This window comes from Advenella alkanexedens (assembly GCF_019132845.1).
Taxonomy (GTDB): domain Bacteria; phylum Pseudomonadota; class Gammaproteobacteria; order Burkholderiales; family Burkholderiaceae_B; genus Advenella; species Advenella alkanexedens.
This window is the reverse complement of record NZ_JAHSPR010000001.1, coordinates 377,250-397,309: the sequence shown is the minus strand read 5'-3', so window position 1 is coordinate 397,309 and position 20,060 is coordinate 377,250. Positions and strand designations below refer to the sequence as shown.

General features: G+C 52.2%; 17 protein-coding genes. 9 read left to right on the top strand and 8 right to left on the bottom strand.

Going from position 1 to position 20,060, the window contains the following annotated elements; translation table 11 throughout:
• Positions 1-104: 104 nt before the first annotated feature.
• Together ispD and ispF are read left to right on the top strand one after the other, a co-directional pair.
• Positions 105-803, top strand: a complete 699-nt coding sequence (gene ispD, locus KU392_RS01900; protein WP_217734476.1) for a 2-C-methyl-D-erythritol 4-phosphate cytidylyltransferase — start codon at positions 105-107, stop codon at positions 801-803.
• A 129-nt stretch (positions 804-932) separates the two neighbouring features.
• Positions 933-1,418, top strand: a complete 486-nt coding sequence (gene ispF, locus KU392_RS01895; protein WP_217734393.1) for a 2-C-methyl-D-erythritol 2,4-cyclodiphosphate synthase — start codon at positions 933-935, stop codon at positions 1,416-1,418.
• A 185-nt stretch (positions 1,419-1,603) separates the two neighbouring features.
• Here the strand turns inward: ispF and KU392_RS01890 are convergent, their stop codons facing one another.
• The 3 genes from KU392_RS01890 to ompR are packed head-to-tail and all read right to left on the bottom strand — an operon-like array spanning position 1,604 to position 4,363.
• Positions 1,604-2,152 (bottom strand): peroxiredoxin, encoded by a 549-nt coding sequence (locus tag KU392_RS01890; RefSeq protein ID WP_169294057.1) that lies wholly within the window; start codon positions 2,150-2,152, stop codon positions 1,604-1,606.
• Positions 2,153-2,209: 57 nt separating this feature from the next.
• Positions 2,210-3,613: an ATP-binding protein gene (locus KU392_RS01885; protein ID WP_217734392.1), complete on the bottom strand. Its 1,404-nt coding sequence runs from the start codon at positions 3,611-3,613 to the stop codon at positions 2,210-2,212.
• A 15-nt stretch (positions 3,614-3,628) separates the two neighbouring features.
• Positions 3,629-4,363, bottom strand: a complete 735-nt coding sequence (gene ompR / locus KU392_RS01880) for an osmolarity response regulator transcription factor OmpR (protein WP_169294059.1) — start codon at positions 4,361-4,363, stop codon at positions 3,629-3,631.
• A 366-nt stretch (positions 4,364-4,729) separates the two neighbouring features.
• Here ompR and tsaB point away from each other — a divergent pair, with 366 nt between their 5' ends.
• Both tsaB and KU392_RS01870 read left to right on the top strand, forming a co-directional pair.
• Complete coding sequence (gene tsaB / locus KU392_RS01875) at positions 4,730-6,019, top strand: tRNA (adenosine(37)-N6)-threonylcarbamoyltransferase complex dimerization subunit type 1 TsaB (RefSeq protein ID WP_169294060.1); 1,290 nt, start codon at positions 4,730-4,732, stop codon at positions 6,017-6,019.
• A gap of 6 nt (positions 6,020-6,025) precedes the next feature.
• Complete coding sequence (locus KU392_RS01870) at positions 6,026-6,937, top strand: uracil-DNA glycosylase (protein ID WP_217734391.1); 912 nt, start codon at positions 6,026-6,028, stop codon at positions 6,935-6,937.
• A gap of 61 nt (positions 6,938-6,998) precedes the next feature.
• Here the strand turns inward: KU392_RS01870 and lplT are convergent, their stop codons facing one another.
• A complete protein-coding gene (gene lplT / locus KU392_RS01865) occupies positions 6,999-8,312 on the bottom strand; it encodes a lysophospholipid transporter LplT (protein ID WP_217734390.1) in 1,314 nt (437 codons plus the stop codon).
• 245 nt (positions 8,313-8,557) lie between these two features.
• On the opposite strand from lplT, the gene smc reads away from it, so the two are divergent.
• The 3 genes from smc to ligA are packed head-to-tail and all read left to right on the top strand — an operon-like array spanning position 8,558 to position 15,234.
• Positions 8,558-12,088: a chromosome segregation protein SMC gene (gene smc, locus KU392_RS01860; protein ID WP_169294063.1), complete on the top strand. Its 3,531-nt coding sequence runs from the start codon at positions 8,558-8,560 to the stop codon at positions 12,086-12,088.
• A gap of 21 nt (positions 12,089-12,109) precedes the next feature.
• Complete coding sequence (locus KU392_RS01855) at positions 12,110-13,174, top strand: cell division protein ZipA C-terminal FtsZ-binding domain-containing protein (protein WP_217734389.1); 1,065 nt, start codon at positions 12,110-12,112, stop codon at positions 13,172-13,174.
• A gap of 17 nt (positions 13,175-13,191) precedes the next feature.
• The gene (ligA, locus tag KU392_RS01850; protein ID WP_217734388.1) at positions 13,192-15,234 is read left to right on the top strand and encodes an NAD-dependent DNA ligase LigA; all 2,043 of its coding nucleotides are present in this window, start codon (positions 13,192-13,194) and stop codon (positions 15,232-15,234) included.
• Between the two features lie 215 nt (positions 15,235-15,449).
• Here the strand turns inward: ligA and KU392_RS01845 are convergent, their stop codons facing one another.
• From KU392_RS01845 to msrB, 4 genes are read right to left on the bottom strand one after another with little or no spacing between them, the layout of a single operon-like run.
• Complete coding sequence (locus tag KU392_RS01845; RefSeq protein WP_169294066.1) at positions 15,450-16,241, bottom strand: foldase protein PrsA; 792 nt, start codon at positions 16,239-16,241, stop codon at positions 15,450-15,452.
• A 17-nt stretch (positions 16,242-16,258) separates the two neighbouring features.
• On the bottom strand, positions 16,259-16,519 hold the full coding sequence (locus KU392_RS01840; RefSeq protein ID WP_169294067.1) for a BolA family protein: 261 nt from the start codon (positions 16,517-16,519) through the stop codon (positions 16,259-16,261).
• A 7-nt stretch (positions 16,520-16,526) separates the two neighbouring features.
• Positions 16,527-17,072 (bottom strand): septation protein A, encoded by a 546-nt coding sequence (locus KU392_RS01835; RefSeq protein WP_169294068.1) that lies wholly within the window; start codon positions 17,070-17,072, stop codon positions 16,527-16,529.
• Positions 17,069-17,461: a peptide-methionine (R)-S-oxide reductase MsrB gene (msrB, locus tag KU392_RS01830; protein ID WP_169294069.1), complete on the bottom strand. Its 393-nt coding sequence runs from the start codon at positions 17,459-17,461 to the stop codon at positions 17,069-17,071. The genes KU392_RS01835 and msrB overlap by 4 nt, the downstream gene beginning before the upstream one ends.
• 264 nt (positions 17,462-17,725) lie before the next feature.
• On the opposite strand from msrB, the gene KU392_RS01825 reads away from it, so the two are divergent.
• Both KU392_RS01825 and KU392_RS01820 read left to right on the top strand, forming a co-directional pair.
• Positions 17,726-18,901, top strand: a complete 1,176-nt coding sequence (locus KU392_RS01825) for an ABC transporter substrate-binding protein (protein ID WP_169294070.1) — start codon at positions 17,726-17,728, stop codon at positions 18,899-18,901.
• Between the two features lie 118 nt (positions 18,902-19,019).
• Positions 19,020-20,060 (top strand): branched-chain amino acid ABC transporter permease, encoded by a 1,041-nt coding sequence (locus tag KU392_RS01820; RefSeq protein WP_217734387.1) that lies wholly within the window; start codon positions 19,020-19,022, stop codon positions 20,058-20,060.

The window sequence follows — 20,060 nt, the reverse complement described above, 5'->3', positions numbered from 1 at the left end:
CTGCCGGTTTTAACCGTATTCAGGGCCGCTGTCATGCAGGCGGCCTCGCGTGTGCAATAATGCTGTTTTTGTGTATTGACGGGATTTCCCGGTATTGAAGCATGATGAATGAAAAAATAATCGCCCTGATTCCTGCCGGTGGTGTTGGTGCACGTGCACAAGGTAGCGGCCATTCGGGCCCCAAACAGTATCGTGTGATTAATGGCGTGCCCATGCTGGTGCATACGGTTAAGGCTTTGTTAAGCCATGCCGGTATTGACCGGGTGCATATTGGCGTGGCACCGGGTGATGCCTATATTGCCGCTTGTGTCATGCCAGAACCGGCACGGGTCAGCATTCATCATAGTGGTGGTGCCAGCCGGGCCGATACGGTGCTGAATACCTTGTTGGCCAGCCAGGCGGCCGATCACGATTGGGTGCTGGTGCACGATGCGGCCCGTCCGGGTTTGCGTGCCGATTCCCTGGCGGCGCTGATTCAAACCTGTCTGTTGCATGACCGGGGCGGTATTCTGGCAACGCCCGTTCCGGATACGGTTAAAAGGGCGGTGGTGGATAATGGTTTGGAGGTGATCGAAAGCACGGTGCCGCGTGACGGCCTGTGGCTGGCGCAAACACCGCAGATGTTCAGGGCCGGGCCTTTGCGCGATGCCTTGCAAAAGGCCAGGGCGCAGGGGTTTGAGGTAACGGACGAGGCTTCGGCCATGGAATTTTGCGGGTATGCCCCTTTGCTGGTTAAGGGAAGTATCGAGAACCTGAAGGTGACCTGGCCGGCTGATTTTGACATGATGGCGCATTGGCTATAATGCCTGACAGGCGAGCGTCTTTATTGACGGTGCCGCTTGCCGGGGCGTGTTTGAATCAGGTCTGGTGAAGTGGTCTGAGGCTTGAAAAAAAAGTTTGGATGTAAAGTAAAGAATTGAACAGGAAAAGAAATGACAGTACCTTTCAGAGTAGGTCAGGGGTTTGACGTGCATGCACTGGTTGAGGGCCGGCCTTTGATTTTGGGTGGTGTAACCATACCGCACACGCACGGGCTTAAGGGGCATTCTGATGCGGATGCCCTGTTGCACGCAATTACCGATGCCTTGCTGGGGGCAGCGGGCCTGGGTGATATTGGCCGGCATTTTCCCGATACCGATCCGGCATATAAGGGGGCGGACAGTCGTGTGTTGCTAAGGGCGGCCTATGCGAAAGTACGGGAATCGGGTTGGCAGGCAGTAAACGTGGATGCCACGATTCACGCCCAGGCACCCAGGATCATGCCGCATGCACCGGCCATGGTAGCCAATATTGCCAGTGATTTGGGCTTGCCAGAAGATTGTGTGAATGTGAAAGGCAAAACCAATGAGCATTTGGGATATTTGGGCCGGAAAGAGGGGATTGCGGCAACGGTGGTGGTGTTGCTGGCGAAGGGGTGATCTTGCCGTCCTCGTTTCCACGCTCCTGCGTGGTAACGCCCACGGGTTATGCATTCCCACGCAGGAGCGTGGGAACGAGTAATTCAGGCGATTCAAGTAGCAAATTCAGGCGATTCAAGTAGCAAATTCAGGCGATTGCCGCCTGAGCGCCGTAAAAATCGCCGTCCTTCAGGGCGGCGGCGATGTCAAAGTGTGCTTCCGCCGGTTTCACGGCCGCAGGGGCAGAGTTCGTCGGTTTGCAGGCCGTCCAGAATACGCAGGACTTCTTCCGGGTTGCGCCCAACATTCAGGTTGTTCACTGAGACATGCTGGATGATGTTGTCGGGGTCGACAATAAAGGTGGCGCGCAGGGCAACACCGGCCGATTTGTCACGGATGCCCAGTTGGTCTATTAATGAACCGGTAGAGTCGGCGAATGAATAATGGCCCAGTTTGTCCAGTTCGGCATTTTCGCGGCGCCAGGCCAATTTGCAAAATTCGTTATCAACCGAGCCGCCCATGAGAACCGCGTCACGGTTGGCAAATTCCTGTACCAGATTGTTGAAACCGACAATTTCGGTGGGGCAGACGTAGGTGAAGTCTTTAGGGTAAAAATAGATGATTTTCCATTTTCCCGGGAAAGAGCTTTCTGTAATGTCTTCGAAGGCGGAAACACCGTTTTCTTCGGGTGTATTGAAGCCAGGCTTGACGCCGATTACTTTAAACGCTTCCAGTTTGTCACCAATGGTTTTCATGTTTTTTTCCTTATTTCTCAAGGTTTCCAGATCCGGATCAGTATAACGCTAACGCTTTCAGATGTCTGCCTGATTGTTTGTCTGTTTGGCTTTGGGTATCTCAATGTGGCCGGTAAGGCCTGTGGGTTTGTTGGGCAAGAGCCGTAGCGAGCCGCCGACGTGCTTGAGCAGCCGTTCGACAATCGAAAGACCAAGGCCTGCACCGCTCACGCCGGTACGGGCAACCTCGCCACGGGAAAAGGGGCGGAGCAGGCGCTCTATGTCTTTGCTCTGGATGCCAGGTCCCTGGTCGCTGATATCAATATGAATCAGGGAGCCGGTTTCCCGGGCAGTAACGGTGATATGGACGACACCGTCAGCGGATTTGCCGTAACGGCGGGCATTTTCGATCAGGTTGCTGACGATGCGCTTGAGATTCAATTCGCCGATTTTGGCGTAGAGTCCCGGGGCTATACTGAAATCCAGTGTGCCGGACAGGGATTCGGTATAGTTCTTTTCGCGTCGACAAAGCATGGTCAGCACTTCTGATACATCAATGGCGGTATCGGGAATGGCACCGGCCGGTCGGGCATACTCCATGAGCTGGCCAATACTGTGATCAATCTGGGCCAGGTCTCCGTCAATGGCGGCACGGGCGTCATCACTGACATTGCTCAGTTCAATTTCCAGTCGCATGCGTGCCAATGGCGTGCGCAGGTCATGGGAAATGCCTGCCAGCATCAGTTCCTTATCGGCTTCGATCTGGCGCAGGTCACGGGCCATGCGATTGAAGGCCTGGTTAAGGTCGCGGATTTCCAGCGGGCCTTCATTGGTGGGAAGGGGGGCCGGGTTTTCACCACGGGCTACCTGCTGCACGGCTTTGGACAGACGCGAAAGGGGGATGTTGACAAACCGGACACTAATGGCGGCACCGGTTACCGCCAATATAAGGGCAATAATCCCCCAGCCCAGCCATTCATTGATCAGGGATACTTTGGAATTGTCATTTTTGAGTAAAAGCCAGTACAGGTCATCATTGGTCATAAAGCTGATCCAGATGCCTGGCTCACCGTTCATGTTGGCAGCCACCAGGGTGTTGAGATCATTGGTTTCCAGCTTGATATGCTTAATGAAGGTGTTCCAGAAAAAGGTGTTGGGCAAGGCAATGATGGTGTCGTCGAGCTGGCGGGGGAAAAACTGGATATCACTATCGGTAGCCAGGTCGATAACCAGGGCGTTACGTTCTGAGGAAGGAACGTACAGCAGGGATTTTTGTGTGATTTTGAGGGCAGTCACGACCCGTTGGGCCAATTGAATGGCACGGGGCTCTTCCTGCATACTGAAAAAAACGGCCAGCCAGGTGCTCAGACTGACAATCAGCAAGGCGGCCAGCAGTAAAAAAGACCGGCTGAATAAACTCAGCCGGGCCTTGAATAACGTTTTGTGAAATAAACCTTTTAAGTGGTTTTTATCTTCCAGCATTTAGCATAAGAGGAATCAGTTTCCGCCATCGGGTACGAAAACATAACCCAGCCCCCAAACGGTTTGAATGAAAACCGGCTTGGCAGGATTGGGTTCGATTAACTTGCGAAGACGGGAAATCTGAACATCCAGGCTTCGGTCAAAGGCTTCGTATTCGCGTCCGCGTGCCAGTTCCATGAGTTTGTCACGGGACAGGGGTACTTTAGGGTGACGCGCAAATACTTTAAGTACCGAGAATTCGCCCGTGGTGATGGGGATGACCTCATCGTTTTTGCTCAGGGTGCGGGTTGACAGGTTCAGGGTGTAAGGACCAAAAATAATGGATTCATTTTCCTGGCTGGGTGCCCCCGGGTGTTCATCGGAGCCGCGACGGCGCAAAATGGCATTGACCCTGGCCAGCAGTTCGCGGGGGTTGAAGGGTTTGGACAGGTAGTCGTCGGCACCCATTTCAAGACCAAGGATGCGGTCGATTTCTTCCGCTTTGGCCGTTAGCATGATAATGGGGGTGTTGTCACCGGCGCCACGCAGGCGACGGCATATTGACAGGCCATCTTCGCCTGGCAGCATGAGGTCAAGGACCAGCAGGTCGAAGTGTTCGCGTTGCCAGAGTTTGGACATTTCTTTGCCATCTTCGGCGACAAAAACATTGAACCCTTGTTCAGACAGGTAGCGACGCAGTAGATCACGCAGGCGTTGATCGTCGTCTACAACCAGTATTTTTCGAGGTGAAGTTTGATTTTGAGTATTCATACCGGAAATGTAACAGCCTTCAAAAAGGTTAACTAGGGGGTTTCACAACATGTTACACAAAAAAAGTCCGGATAATTGTGATTCTTGTGTAACGGATATTTGTGCCTGTAATAAACAAGATCCATTTGTTTGCATGAGATTGAACCAAATTTTGCAGATACGGAACTTTAAACCATTAAAATGCTATTTTATGATGGGTAATGCACCATGATTGGTGAAATAAAACAAATTTAAAAGAGATTTTCTCAAAATATTTGCGTTAAATCGGGTTTGGTGTATTTTTGTTTTCTTAGGTGCACCCTGGCATTTTGTAACAAATAAGGTTTGTTGCATATCGGTATATACGATAGTTTCTTGAATTTTTTTATGACGAATATTAATTTGATTGGCATTGAAACCTCGGGCTCCAGCTCCAGTGTGGCCTTGCTATGCGCCAATGCCCAAGGCAATGCCAGGGTAATGCTCCGTCACAATGCTCTTGGCCAGCAGCATGCGGAGCGTTTGTTGCCCATGCTTGATGAGTTGCTGGAAGAGGCCGGTTTGCAGAAAAACGATATCCATGGCATCGCTTTCGGGCAGGGGCCGGGCGGGTTTACCGGTTTGCGTATCGCCTGTGGTGCTGCACAGGGGCTGGGTTTTGGTCTTGGGGTGCCGGTTTATCCGGTCACTTCATTGCGTGCCACTGCCGAGCTGGCGCGTGCGCAGGCCGATGGCCTTTATTATATTGTCAGTGTGCTTGATGCCCGCATGCATGAGGTTTTCATGGCGGTTTACTGCCAGGATGCCAATCATCCCGATCAGCTGGAAACCGTCCAGGGGCCGTGCCTGATTGCGGCCGATCAGGTTTTTTTCTGGCTGGAAAGCCGGCGGCCTGAATGGGAGCGTCATGCAGGCCGGCCGATCCGTTTCTTGCTGGCCGGTAACGCCTTGGCCGCTTATCCCGATCTGTTGCAGGGACATGAGGGTATTGTTTATGGGCCTTCTGGCTGGGCAGAGGCCGATACGATTGTGCGGCTGGCCCTGCCTGCCTGGCATGACAAGTTGTTTATCCAGGCCGATCACGCCAGTCCGCTGTATGTCCGTGACAAGGTGGCATTTACCACCCAAGAGCGTGAGCAGGGGGCAGGTGGCAATCCCAAGGCAGGCTTGCCGTCCGTTAACAGTAGCCAGGCTTTGCCTGAACAGCCAGGCCCGTTGCCCGCAGATGATTATCTTGTCCTGGCCATGGATGAGTCGCATATTGATGCGGTATTGGCGATTGAACAGGCTGTGCAGGAAAACCCCTGGACCGTAGGTAATTTCCGGGACGCGCTGAAAGCCAATTATCCGGGCTGGGTCGTTACAGACAGGCAAAATACCGTTCTGGGGTTTGCCATGCAAATGTTGGCGCCTGATGTCTCCCATTTGCTGTTAATTGGCGTTAAACCCGGTTTTCAGGGGCAGGGGCTGGGTACCCGTTTATTGGCTTTTACCGAGAATCGTCTCAAAGAGGCGGGACTGGATATGCAGGTGCTTGAAGTGCGACCGTCAAACCGTCAGGCGCGGGCTTTTTATGAGCGACATCATTATGTGCAAATCGGGGTGCGTAAGGGGTATTATGCGGGTAATAATGGTGAAAGTGAAGATGCGCTGGTCATGCAAAAGCATGTGGCATAATGGCTCATGGTATCCAATAATTTAATCCCTCCGATTCCGGTTCGGCCCAATATAAACGGATTGCAGGCATTGTGGTTGCAAGAGGCTGGCATAGACCGTCTTTGGGGCGAGCCCCTGTTGCCGCTTGGGGGTGGCCGTCAGGGGGCTGTTTCGGCTGTCAAGCCCGGTGTGGCAGGGCCTGGTCATTTGGCAGGGACAAAAGAGTCTGGCCGGCAAGCCGAAGGGCAGGCCTTCACCACTGCCCGTCCGGTGGTTTCACATTTGCCTTCCCGTCAGGTGCAAAGGCCGGTGCCCGCGCAAACACCACAAGAAGAAACTCCGACCGCCATGGTGCTGCGGCCCGATCTTGGTCAACTTGACTGGCCTGGTCTGCGTGAAAGTGTGGCTAATTGCACCCGTTGCGCCTTAAGTGAGCATCGCAGGCACACAGTTTTTGGCGAAGGTGCGCTGCCTGCCGACTGGTTGTTTGTCGAGGAAGCGCCCGGAGAGCAGGATGACTGGCATGGGCAGCCATTTATGGGCAAAGCGGGAACCTTGTTTGACAATATGCTGAAGGCCCTGGGTTTGCAGCGTGAAACGGTGTTTATCACACCATTGGTCAAATGTCGGCCGGTTGCCAATATTGCGCCTTCAAAAGAAGAAGTGGCCAGTTGCCAGGGTTTTCTGCTGGCGCAGATTGAACGGGTCCGGCCCAAGTGTATCGTGGTTTTCGGGCGTGCCGCCAATCTATTGTTGGGCAGTAATGAAACCATTGAGGCCTTGCGTGCCCAAGACTGTTTTATTAATGATGCAAATGGGCAAAAAATACCTGTAGTCGTAACGTATCACCCCAACCATTTAATGGTTGCGCAAGCTGATAAGGCCAGGGTTTGGCAAGACCTGCAAACAGCCTTGCGGATTGTGCGTTCCTGTTCATAGCCTGCCAACAGGGCAGGTACAAACGGTTTTTCCCTGGCCGGTTTCAGGCCAGGACCCAACGTCATGTACTTTGCTGGGCCCGTCCGTGGCCAATATCACCAATTTCATCGAAGGTATCAGGGTAACGGTTTTTATTGATCAGGCACCAGACAATAATGAATGCCATCAAGATGGCCACAATGGAGCCAAAAATAATAATGATGGTATTGATGTGCATGTCAAAGGCCACCATGGCACCATAGACGGCGACCATGAACAGGATGTTCAGTTGTTCATTGAAGTTTTGTACCGCAATTGAATGCCCGGCAGAAAGCAGGACATGTCCGCGGTGTTGCAGCAGTGCATTCATGGGTACCACAAAGAAGCCGGCCAGGCCACCAATCAGGATGAGGACCAGATAAACGCTCCAGTCACTTTGGGTGATGGTCATGAGCATGACGGCCAGACCCATTATAATGCCGACAGGCAACACGAAAAGGGCTTTGCGTAAAGGGACCTTGCCGGCCAGGACCGAGCCCAGTACGGTGCCAATGGCGGCGACGCCCATTAAATTGGCCGATTGGGCAATAGTAAGGTTTAAATGGTCTTGTCCCCATTGCAAAACCACCAGTTGAAGGGTTGCACCGGCCCCCCAGAACAGGGTGGTCACGGCCAGGGAGATTTGTCCTACCTTGTCTTGCCACAGGATTTTGACGTAGCTGAAGAAAATCTTGCACAGCTTGACAGGGTTTGTTTCCTGTTTGGGGTAAACAAAGTGCGTATTGGGAATGAGCAGGTTGCACAGGGCTGCCAGGATATAAATGGTGGCGATTACCACGATGGCGGCTTCTGCCGGTGTTTTGGCAATGGTGCTGATAAACGGGTTGGCCAGCAGCCAGCCAGACATGGCCGGTTCAGTCAGCTTGCCGCCCAGTACTACTCCCAGAATAATGGAAAGCACGGTAAGGCCTTCTATCCAGCTGTTTCCCTTGACCAGGTCGTTGGGGGGGAGCAGCTCGGTGACAATGCCGTATTTGGCCGGTGAATAAGCGGCAGCGCCAATGCCCACCAAAGCGTATGAAAAACAAACGATATAAGCGTGAAGGGCGTGGTTGTTACCCGAGACAAACTCGAAGCCGAACATGAGCAGACAGCCCGAAATTTTAATGGCATTGGTCACAAACATGACCCTGCCTTTGGGGTAAGAGTCGGAAATGGCACCCACGAAAGCGGCCAGTATCACGTAAGAAAACGCAAAAAACCATTTCATGGCCGGAGTCATCCAGTCTGGTCCGTTTAACTCGGCAATAAGTGCGATTGCGGCAATAAATAAAGCGTTATCGGCAAGCGAAGAGAGTGCTTGCGCGATCATGACGAGATAAAAACCTTTTTTCAACCGAATTCCAATTTTTTGTTTTTTACTGTTTGCTGACCACTTGCACGAAGAAATAAAGTATTGCCATCCGTTTTTTTCGGTTACCGTGAATGTAAAAACGGGCCGGTAAAATTTAGATGTACGGTGACTTTTATTGACTATATTTTGTGTGCAGCTAGGTTATTATATAAGGTTTGAGGCTTCATGCAACGTGTCCGTCATAAAATGCATGAATCCAATTTGATAAAGTATTTCTGTTCATTAACGTGCGTTTAACCCAACTAAAATTATCCGGTTTTAAATCATTTGTCGATCCAACCACCATTCCTGTTCCCAGTCAGCTGGTAGGTGTGGTGGGCCCCAATGGTTGTGGGAAATCCAATATTATTGATGCCGTGCGTTGGGTACTGGGTGAAACCAAGGCCTCCGAGCTGCGTGGCGAGTCCATGCAAGATGTCATTTTCAATGGTTCAGCCAATCGAAAGGCTGCAGGACGGGCTTCTGTCGAACTGGTGTTTGACAACACCGAAGGCCGTGCGATAGGGCAATGGAGCCTTTACGCCGAGATTTCTGTTCGCCGTGTCCTGACCAAAGACGGCACCAGCAGTTATTTCATCAATAACCAGCAGGTACGTCGTCGCGATATTCACGATTTGTTCCTGGGTACCGGTCTGGGTTCCCGGGGCTATGCCATTATTGGGCAGGGCATGATCAATCGTCTTATCGAAGCCAAGCCCGAAGAGCTGCGTGTGTACCTTGAAGAGGCAGCTGGTGTCTCCCGCTATAAAGAGCGACGCCGTGAAACAGAAAATCGTCTGGCTGATACCCGTGAGAACCTGACGCGCGTGGAAGACATCCTGCGTGAGCTTGATACCCAGCTGGGTAAACTCGAGTCACAGGCCGAAGTGGCCACGCAGTATCGCAGCCTGCAGCAAGAGGGCGAGCAGAAACAGCATGTGCTGTGGATGATTCGGGAAGAAAATGCCCGGCAGGACAGGCAACGCAAGGCCGAGGAAAGCGAAAAGGCACAAACCGATCTCGAGGCGGCCCTGGCTCAGTTGCGTTCTACTGAAACAGCGGTGGAGGCGCGACGTCAGGCACATTATCAGGCCAGTGACGCGGTTCATGCGGCCCAAACCGCCATGTATGAAGCCAATACGCAGGTCAGCCGCCTTGAAACAGAAATCAGGCATGTGGCTGATTCACGTAATCGTCTGCACAGTCGCAAGTCACAATTAACAACGCAAATCCAGGAGTGGGAAGCGCAGTACCAGCATTGTGAAGAGCAAATAGCCCTGCTTGAAGAGGAAAGCGCGGTGTCGGCTGAGCGGGCTGAAGAATCACATGCCCGGGTGGAAGAAATGCAGTCGCGCCTGCCCGAACTTGAAAACCGGCTCAGGCAAGCCGCTGCAGAAAGGGAGAGTTTGCGTAGCACCTTGGCCGGTATTGAGCAAAATCTGGCTTTGGTGGGGCAGCAGCAAAGGGAAACCAACCGTCAGCTACAGGCGCTTGAACAGCGTCGCGAAAGGCTGCTTAAGGAAAAAAGTGAAATAGCCCTGCCCGATACCGGCCGTAGTGAACAGTTGGCTGGTGACAGTGCCGCTGCCGCTTTGCAGCTGGAAGAGGCGCAGGCACAGTTGATCAGTCTTGAAGAGCGTCTGCCCGGGCTTGAGGAGGCCCGTCGTCAGGCGCATGAAAACGCCCAAGCCGAAAATGCCAATCTGGCCCGTCTGGAAGCCCGCTTGGCGGCATTGGTAAAACTGCAGGAAGACGTGCAAAAACAGGGAACTTTGGCACCCTGGTTGCAAAAACATGAATTGTCCGGCCTTGGTCGCCTGTGGCAAAAGCTTCAGGTTGAACCGGGCTGGGAAAGTGCGTTTGAATCGGTGTTGCGTGAAAGAATGGCGGCTATCGAAGTCCGTAATCTTGCGCTGACCCGTGCTTTTGACCAGGATGCACCACCCTCACGGCTGGCGTTTTACCAGAAACCGGCGGCTCCCTTGATGGTTCAGCCAGGCGTACAGGGTATGAAGCCCTTGTTGTCTCTGGTGCGCTGTAACGATAATGATCTCAAGACTCTGCTGGCGCAGTGGTTGCGTGGCATTTATGTGGCCGATGACCTGTCCGAAGCTCTGGCCCGCCGTGAGCAGTTGCCAGAGGGTGGCCAGTTTGTGCTGAAAAGTGGCCATGTGGTGGATGCCAATGGGGTTTGTTTTTATGCGGCGGATTCCGAGCAGGCCGGTATGCTGGCCCGTCAGAATGAAATAGAAAACCTGCAGCGGGAAATCAAGGCAGTCCAGCTAATCGCCGACCAGGCCATCAGTGCGGTTGCCCGCAGTGAAAGTGCCTGGAGCCAGGTGTCGCAGGCAATGGTGCCGGCCCGCCAGCGACTGGCAGAGCTAACGCGTCGCAGTCATGACCTGCAACTGGAATACACCCGTTTGCAACAGCAAATCCAGCAATCAGACGAACGCGCCCGCCGCTTGAATGAGGACCTGGCCGATCTGGATATGCAGCGTGAAGAGCTGCATGCTGTCATGGAAACCAGTGAGGCCCGTTTCGAAACGCTGGATATCGAATTGGGAGAAATACAAGGCCGTTATGCCGATGCACAAATGCACGGAGAAGACCTGGCTCAAGAGGTTGAACAGGCCAGACAGACGCTGCGCGATCTTGAACGTTCAGCACAGGAAGCCGAGTTTAGCAAGCGTTCGCTGGCAGCCCGCATTACCGAGCTTGAAAAGAACAGGGATTTGGCCCGTCATCAAAGTGGACAAGCCAGGTTGGAGCTGGATAACCTTGAGCAGGAACTGTTTGATTTCGATGAAGAGGCCATCCGCAGCGGCCTGCAGGAGGCGCTGGAAACCAGGGCAGAAAAAGAAGAGGCCCTGACGCAGGCCCGGATTGAACTGGAAAATATTGCCGCTACATTGCGTAATGCCGATGAGGGGCGGTTGGCCCTTGAGCAGTCCATTGAGCCGCTACGGGCCCGCATCATGCAGTTGCAGCTGGATGAACAGGCGGCCCGGCTGGCGGTTGAACAATTTGCCGATCAGCTGGATCAGCACCAGGTTGACCGTGCTCAGTTGCGGGCCATGCTGGCCGATTTGCCGCCCGATTGGCAAAAAACCGGTTGGCTTCAGTCAGAGGTCCAGAGGATTTCACGGCAAATGGACAGCTTGGGTTCGGTTAACCTGGCTGCGCTTGAAGAATTGGCCGAGGCCCGTAAGCGTAAGGGTTTTCTTGATGCCCAGCATGATGATTTGATCTCGGCTATCGATACGCTGGAAGATGCCATTCGCAAAATTGACCGCGAAACCAGGGATTTGTTGCAGGAAACCTTTAATCAGGTTAATGGTCATTTTGGAGAACTGTTTCCCAAGTTGTTCGGGGGCGGTGAAGCCCGCCTGATCATGACCGGCGAGGAAATCCTGGATGCCGGTGTGCAGGTGATGGCACAGCCTCCGGGCAAACGTAACAGCACGATTCACTTGTTGTCAGGCGGAGAAAAGGCCTTGACCGCAACCGCGCTGGTGTTTGCCCTGTTCAAGCTGAATCCGGCACCGTTCTGCCTGCTTGATGAGGTTGATGCGCCGCTGGATGATGCCAATACCGAACGATACGCAAACCTGGTCAAAAGCATGAGTGACCAGACACAGTTTTTATTTATTTCTCATAATAAAATAGCCATGCAGATGGCCCGGCAATTAATTGGTGTTACGATGCAGGAGCAGGGTGTTTCAAGAATCGTTGCCGTAGATATTGATTCGGCTGTCCAACTGGCCAATGAAGCATGATAATCATAGGGTTAAAAAGATATGAGTAATTTGCAGCTAAGTCTGATCGCACTTGGTGTTGTACTGATTTTATTGGTGTTGCTGTTCAATTGGTGGCAGGAGCAGCGCATCCAGAACAAAATGCGAAACAGGTTCCCCGAGCCGGAGCAAGACCCTTTGTTAAGTGCGGAACCCATCCATACACATACTGGCTCCTTGCGTGAAGAGCCGGCATTTGGCCTGCCAGATGAAGATCCCGCCTTCGAGGCCGGTGTGGCGGTTGCCTCCATCAAACAGGCCCATGACGAGGAAACGGTTGATGAAGTCTGCGAAGGGGTGATTGACTTGCATTTTGCTTCAGCGATTCCCGGTGCCAGGTTGCTGGCACATATCCAGCCCTATCGTCAGGCAGGCACCAAGTCCATTCGTTATTTTGCCGAAACCGCCGATGGTTATCATCGTGCCCGTCTGCATCCCAACGAGTCTTATACCTCATTGCAAATGGCCGTGGTGCTGGCCAATCGTCAGGGTCCCCTGAATGAAATCGAATGGTCCCAGGCCTTGGTGATGGCCGACAAGCTGGCCCATGTTCTTGATGCAAGCACAGAGAGCCCTGATGCTGATAGCCTGCTTAAACGGGCACAGTCTCTTGATGAGTTGTGTGCCAACCTGGATACGCAGGTTGGACTGACCCTGAAACTCCAGGGTACTCAACCTGTGGCGGCGATTGTATCGATTATCCGTCGCATGAGTTTTGTGGAGTATGGCAATGATTTTGCCTGGTGCAACGAAGATGGCATCCCCCGTTTTCTGTTGTTGCTGGGTAACGAGCCCGGTCAGGGTGTGCGTTCTGCGGGTATTGATCATATCGGTTTGTTGCTCGATGTCCCGCGCAGCCCTGCTGATGAGCACTCATTTGGTCGCATGTTGGGGGTCGCCAAAGAGCTGGCGGTTGCCTTAAAGGCCCAGCTGGTGGATGACTCTGGACGCCCCGTCATGGATGGCGCCGAAGTGGGTATTGATCGCAAGCTTGTGGAGCTTTATGAGGAACTTGACAGGCAGGGTATCCCGGCCGGTTCAAGCCGTGCCTTGCTGGTGTTTTCCTGATCGTTGAAGTATAAAAAATGGTAATCAAGCATGACCCTGAAGCGCTGGCACTGCAGGCGCTTCGCAATGAAATCCGAAAACACGACCAGGCTTATTATGTGCAGGATGCGCCGCTTATTTCTGATGCGCAATACGATGCACTTATGCGCGAACTGCAAAAACTCGAGGCCGCCCATCCAGAATGGATTACTCCCGACTCTCCCACCCAAAGGGTAGGTGGCGCTCCGCTGTCTTCTTTTTCCAGTATCCGGCATGCCGTACCCATGCTGTCTTTGGGTAATGCGTTCGATGAAGCGGATATTGCCGCATTTGACAAACGGGTTACTGATGGTTTGCGTGATGCCGGTCTGCTGGACCTGGCCGATAGGGTTGAGTACAACTGTGAGTTAAAACTTGATGGCCTGGCGATTGGCATTCGCTATGAAAATGGTGTACTGGCCCATGCGGCGACCCGTGGAGACGGGCAAACCGGCGAAGACGTGACCGGTAATATTCGTACCATTGCTTCGGTACCTTTACGTTTGCAGGGCGACAATCTGCCGGCCGTTTTTGAGGTTCGTGGTGAGGTGCTGATGAATCGCCAGGATTTTATAAAGCTGAATCAGCAGCAGGGTGCCCGTGGGGAAAAGATGTTTGTGAATCCGCGTAATGCCGCTGCCGGCAGTTTGCGTCAGCTTGATCCGCGTATTACCGCCAAGCGTCCATTACGGTTTTTTGCCTATGGCTGGGGAGAAATCTCCGGCTTTACAAACCCCTTGCCATTGACTCATGCCGATATGCTGGTCTGGTTTGCCCAGCTGGGCTTTCCATTGGCGCAAGAGCGCAGGGTAGTCAGAGGCGTGGACGGGATGTTGGAATTTTACCGTCATGTCAGTCGTATACGTGCTGACCTTCCTTATGAAATTGATGGTGTGGTCTATAAAGTCAATCGTCTGGAAGCCCAGCAGGCACTGGGTTTTGTTTCCAGGGCTCCCAGGTTTGCCATTGCACATAAATTCCCGGCCGAAGAAGTCAGCACCAAATTGCTGGATATCGAGGTGCAGGTCGGACGCACGGGTGCCATTACGCCGGTTGCGCGTTTGCAGCCGGTGTTTGTGGGCGGTGTTACGGTTACCAACGCGACCTTGCATAATGAAGATGAAATCAGGCGCAAGGATGTCCGGATTGGCGATACGGTTATTGTGCGGCGTGCAGGCGATGTGATTCCCGAAGTGGTACGCCCATTGCCCGAGTTGCGTCCGGTCGATGCCCGTGAGTTTGTGATGGTCACGGCTTGTCCGGTGTGTGGTTCAGCTATTGAGCGCTTGCCTGATGAAGCGGTGTCACGTTGCAGTGGTGGGCTGTTTTGTGCGGCCCAACGCAAACAAAGCATTTTGCATGCGGCCAGTCGCAAGGCGCTGGATATTGAAGGTCTGGGTGAAAAAATCGTCGATCAATTGGTTGATCAGGGCTGGGTTCACTCCCTGGCTGATTTGTATCGCCTGTCTGTTGAAAAAATAATGGGTCTTGAGCGGATGGGGCGAAAATCGGCCGAAAACCTGGTGAATGCGATAGAAAAAAGCAAGCAGGTTGAGCTTTCCCGCCTGATTTATGCCCTGGGCATCCGTCATGTAGGCGAAACGACGGCACGGGATCTGGCGCTTCATTTTGGGAGTGTGGATGCGCTGATGCAGGCTTCCGAAGAGGAATTGCTGAAAGTGGCTGAAGTTGGGCCGGTGGTATCGGGCTCTATTCGCCGCTTCTTTGCCGAGCAGCATAATCAGGACGTGATTGCCGATTTGCTGCAAGTGGGTGTGCAGCCCAAACAGATTGAAAAAAGCCAGAATGATACGCTGGCGGGCAGCACTTTTGTGCTTACCGGTACTTTGCCTGCCTGGTCACGCGAAGAGGCCGGCAAGCTTATTATGGAGGCCGGTGGCAAGGTAAGCGGTTCGGTATCCAAAAAAACCAGCTACGTGGTCGCCGGAGACGATGCCGGCAGCAAACTGGAAAAGGCACGCCAATTGGGCGTAACCGTAATAGATGAAGACCAGTTAAGGCAAATGCTGGGCCTGTCCTGATTGCTTGCTCCTGGTTCCCACGCTCTCGCGTGGGAACAAGTCAGTCAATGCGAAGGGCATGCACTCCCACGCAGAGCATGGGAGCGAGTCAATGTTCTATCCTGATCCTGGTTCCCACGCTCCTGCGTGGGAAGGCCTATTTCAGCATTTCCTGGTTCCCACGCTTCCTGGTTCCCACGCTCCTGCGTGGGAACCCCTACGTCTGCAGATCCGACTTATTTTTTCTCGGTAATCTCAACCTTGGCTTTGTCGCGCAGTTCTTTCATGTGCTTTTGCAGCGCTTGCTGGCTCAGCATTTGCTGCAGTTGTGGTTTGACTTCTTCCAGTTTGGGTGGTTGGGCAGCACGCTCGTCCTCAACCTGGATAATATGCCAGCCAAATTGTGATTTCACGGGTTTGGCAACCAGTTCACCTTTCTTGGCTGCTTTTACAGCATTGGCGAATTCGGGTACATAGTTTTCGGCAGGTGCCCAACCCAGTTCGCCACCGTTTTTACCACTACCGGCGTCAATAGACTCTTTCTTGGCTACATCGGCAAACTTGGCTTTTTTGTCTTTGATGCTTTTGAGCAGTTTGTTGGCAGCGGTTTCATCCTTAACCAGAATATGCCTTACTTTATATTCTTTTTGGTTGGCGCTTTCCTTAACGAGCTCATCGTAGGTTTTCTGGATTTCAGCATCGGAAATCTGGTTTTTCTGGCTCCAGTCCTGCAGTAAAGATGCAATCAGGATTTCCTGCTTTGCATTGTTCAGGGCAAGGGCAACCTCATCTTTTTTGTCAACACCCGCTTTTTCAGCAGCCTGAACCAGAACGGCACGGTTAATGAGTTCTTCGGTTAACTGTTTGCGAAATTCAGGGGTGTCCTGGGCACCACGGGCCACCAGGGCCTTGATGGTGTTGTTGAGTTCAGCTTCAGTGATGGCTTGGCCATTGACTGTTGCAACGTTCTGTGCAAAAGCAGGCAAGGCAACCGCGCAGGTTGCGGCAAGTAACATAAAACGTTTCATGGTTTTCCTTTTATGAGTCAGAGAGTGGTTTGCGTTTGAATGGCAAGCGCATGGATTGGAAATGGGATCAGGCCGGAAAGGGCATCATAAACCAGCCTTTGTCGGGCAACCCGGCTCAAGTCGTTGAACTGGGCTGACTGAATAATGACGGTGTAATGGCCGGCACCGTTTTTGCTGCCGGCATGCCCTGCGTGCAAATGGGAATCATCAATGATTTGCAACTTGAGTGGTGAAAGTTTGGCTAGTCTTTCTTCTATTAATTTAATGCGATCTGACATAGGCAGTTCAGTTCTCGGGTAGTTCTATATAACGGCTGATCCAGAGGGATTGGCCGATGGCGAAAATGACAAGGAGAATGGTCATGCCAAATACCTTGAAAGTGGCCCACTGGTCTAGTGTGAAGTAGCCGGAAAAGGCAACAAACAGGTTGATGGCACCGGCAATAATGAAAAAGCCGGACCAACTGTAATTCAGCTTGTCCCAGACATGATCTTCCATCTTCATCTGGGCACCAAGCAGCTTTTGAATAAGATTTTTTCTGAAAAACAGTTTGCCACCCAGCAGAATGAGCGCAAACATCCAGTACAGAACGGTGGGTTTCCATTTGACGAAGGCTTCATTCTGGAAATAGATGGTGGCACCACCAAACACGACAATAATAATCACGTTCATCCAGTTGGTGGCTTCGATAGGTTTTTTACGTAATTTAAGCCACACAATTTGTGCCACACTGGCTGCAATGGCCGCCCAGGTGGCAACGTAAATGCCGGCCACCTTGAAGGCGACAAAAAACAGGACAAGCGGAAAAAAATCAAACAGGAATTTTTTCATTCGGCGGGTTCAAAACGTAAAGAAAGAGAGTTGATGCAATAACGCAGGCCTGTGGGAGGCGGTCCATCGGGAAAAACATGGCCCAGATGGGCGTCGCAGATATTACACAGGATTTCGGTACGAACCATGCCATGGCTGGTGTCGCGTTCTTCTCTGACATGCTCGGGGTTGATTGGTTCAAAATAACTGGGCCAGCCACAACCTGCATCAAATTTGGTGTCAGAGGAAAACAGGGGGGTTCCGCACCCTACACAACGGTAGATGCCGGCTGAGAAAGTATCCCAGTAGCGCCCGGTAAAAGCGCGTTCGGTGCCTTTTTGCCGCGCTACATAATATTCTTCAGGAGTAAGTTCCTGTTGCCATTGCGCATCGGATTTGATGATTTTCACTGTTCACCTGCTTGAGGAATGAAACGAATCATTTTAATTGAAATGAGTATTATGTGTTTTGTTTTCCGGATAAGTTCATTTTTTTGTTACACATTGTTTGAAAGCAGGAAAAATGTGCGTCAAGCGCCCATTTCAAGACACTATGTTAGCGTAAAAACCGGTTCTGCGCTATTTTGGCGGCAGACAAATGGTAAGATTCACGTTTGCCTTTTGTTACTTGCGGTTTTACTGCCCGATTATTGTGTCCATGGAGACAAATTAAACATGAAGCTTGCTAAATTAACCTCTTTAAGTATGGTGCTTGCCACCGCATTCGTGGGTGCTGCGATGGCGCAGGATGTGGTCAATGTGGGTGTGTCCATTTCCGCTACCGGTCCGGCTGCCTCGTTGGGTATTCCCGAAAAAAACACGGTAGATGTGGTTCCTGTTGACGTAGGTGGCGTCAAGGTCAATTACGTGGTGTACGATGATGCGACAGATACCACGCAAGCCGTCAAGAACATGCGCAAGCTGATCAGTGAAAACAAAATCGATGTCATGATCGGCAGCACGGTAACGCCTGGCTCACTGGCCATGGTGGATGTTGCCGCTGAAAACAAAGTGCCGGTTATCAGCCTGGCAGGTAATGCGGTGGTGGTTGAGCCCCAGGAAGGTGCCAAGAAATGGGCGTTCAAAACCCCCCAAAATGACTTCCTGATGGCTCAGGCCCTGGCTGACGCCATGAAAAAAGCGAATGTCAAAACCCTGGGTGTGATTGGTTTTGCCGATGCCTACGGCCAAAGCTGGCTGAATGAAGTGAAAAGTGTCCTGAAAGACACTGATATCAAGATTGTGGCAGAGGAAAGCTATAACCGCCCCGATACCAGCGTGACCGGACAGGTGCTTAAACTGCTGGCCACCAAACCCGATGCGGTTCTGGTAGCGACTGCCGGTACACCCGGTGCCTTGCCGCAGCGCGAACTAAAACAGCGTGGTTATAAAGGCCAAATCTATCATACCCATGGTTCTGCCAATAGCGATTTCCTGCGAGTATGTGCCAAAGCCTGTGAAGGTCTGGTATTGCCCGTTGGCCCATTGCTGGTGGCCGAGCAGCTTGCCGATGACAATCCAGTCAAGGCAGAAGGCCTGTCTTACATTGAACGCTATGAAGACAAATTCGGTAAAGGCTCCGTGAGTGTATTTGGTGGCCATATGTGGGATGCTGCAGCGTTAATTAATGCGGCCATTCCCAAGGCAATCGCCACAGGTGCCCAACCTGGTACCGAAGCGTTCCGCGTGGCCATGCGCGATGCGCTTGAAAACACCAGCGATGTGAAAGGTGTGCATGGCATTTTCAATATGAACCCGGACAATCACACCGGTCTTGACGAGCGCTCGCGCGTGCTGGTCAAGGTGGTTGACGGCAAGTGGGTGTATGCCCCCGAGCTGGGTACTGAATAAGCAGGCCCGGCCAGTGTCATGAAGGTTCTGGTGGCCCGTCCTGTTAGCAGGCGGGCCATTGTGACAAATACGCTGGCACTATTATTGTTCTAAATATCAAAAAGAGAAAAAGCAGAAGATGGATTGGTCTATTGCCAAAATACTCATGCAGGACGGCTTGGTTACCGGGGTTATTTATGCCCTGATGGCTGTTTCGCTGGTGCTTGTATTTGTTGTTACCCGCATTATTTTTATTGCCCAGGGTGAGTTTGTCACGTTTGGTGCACTTACCTTTGCGATTATGGCCGACGGTGGCAAGCCCGGCACAATTTGGCTGTTGCCCATGTTTGGCGCGGTTTTGTTCCTGAAAGAATTGTATTTTGTCTATAAGGGCAAAGACAGGAAAACCCTGCTTAAATCACTGGGGTTTTTTGTTATTTACCCCTTGTTCTTGCTGTGGGCGGTACCGGTCGTTCTGGCTACCGATCCTTCACTGTGGGTCAAGGCCTTTCTTACCCTGCTTCTGGTCGTGCCATTGGGCCCCATGCTTTACCGGCTTGCCTACGAACCGGTTGCCGAGCATTCGGTGCTTACCCTGTTGATTGTGTCGATTGCCGTGCATTATGCGCTGGTGGGTCTGGGGCTGGTGTTTTTTGGGGCCGAAGGCTGGCTGGTTTCCGAGCCTTTCTTTGATGGCACGGTTGAAATTGCCTCGTTAAACTGGTCATACCAAAGCCTGTTCGTGATTGGCATGACGGTGGCCATTATTGGCGCCCTGTGGCTGTTTTTTGGCAAAACCCTGTATGGTCGTGCCTTGCGTGCAACGGCGGTTAACCGTCGCGGTGCCCGTTTGGTGGGTATCGGTACTTCCATGTCGGGACACCTGACTTTCTTTTTGACCGCGTTGGTGGGGGTATTGTCTGGCATCATGATTGTGTCATTCATTACCATTACCTACGAAACCGGCTTCATGATTGGCCTGAAAGGATTTGTCGGTGCCATCATTGGTGGTCTGGTCAGTTACCCGCTGGCGGCTTTTGGTGCCATTGCCATCGGCATTATCGAGGCCTTCACCACATTCTGGGCCAGTGATTACAAAGAAGTTATTGTCTTTGGTCTTGTTATTCCTGTTCTGCTGTTACGCGCCATTTTAGTCAAGCACGAAGAGGATGAAGAATAA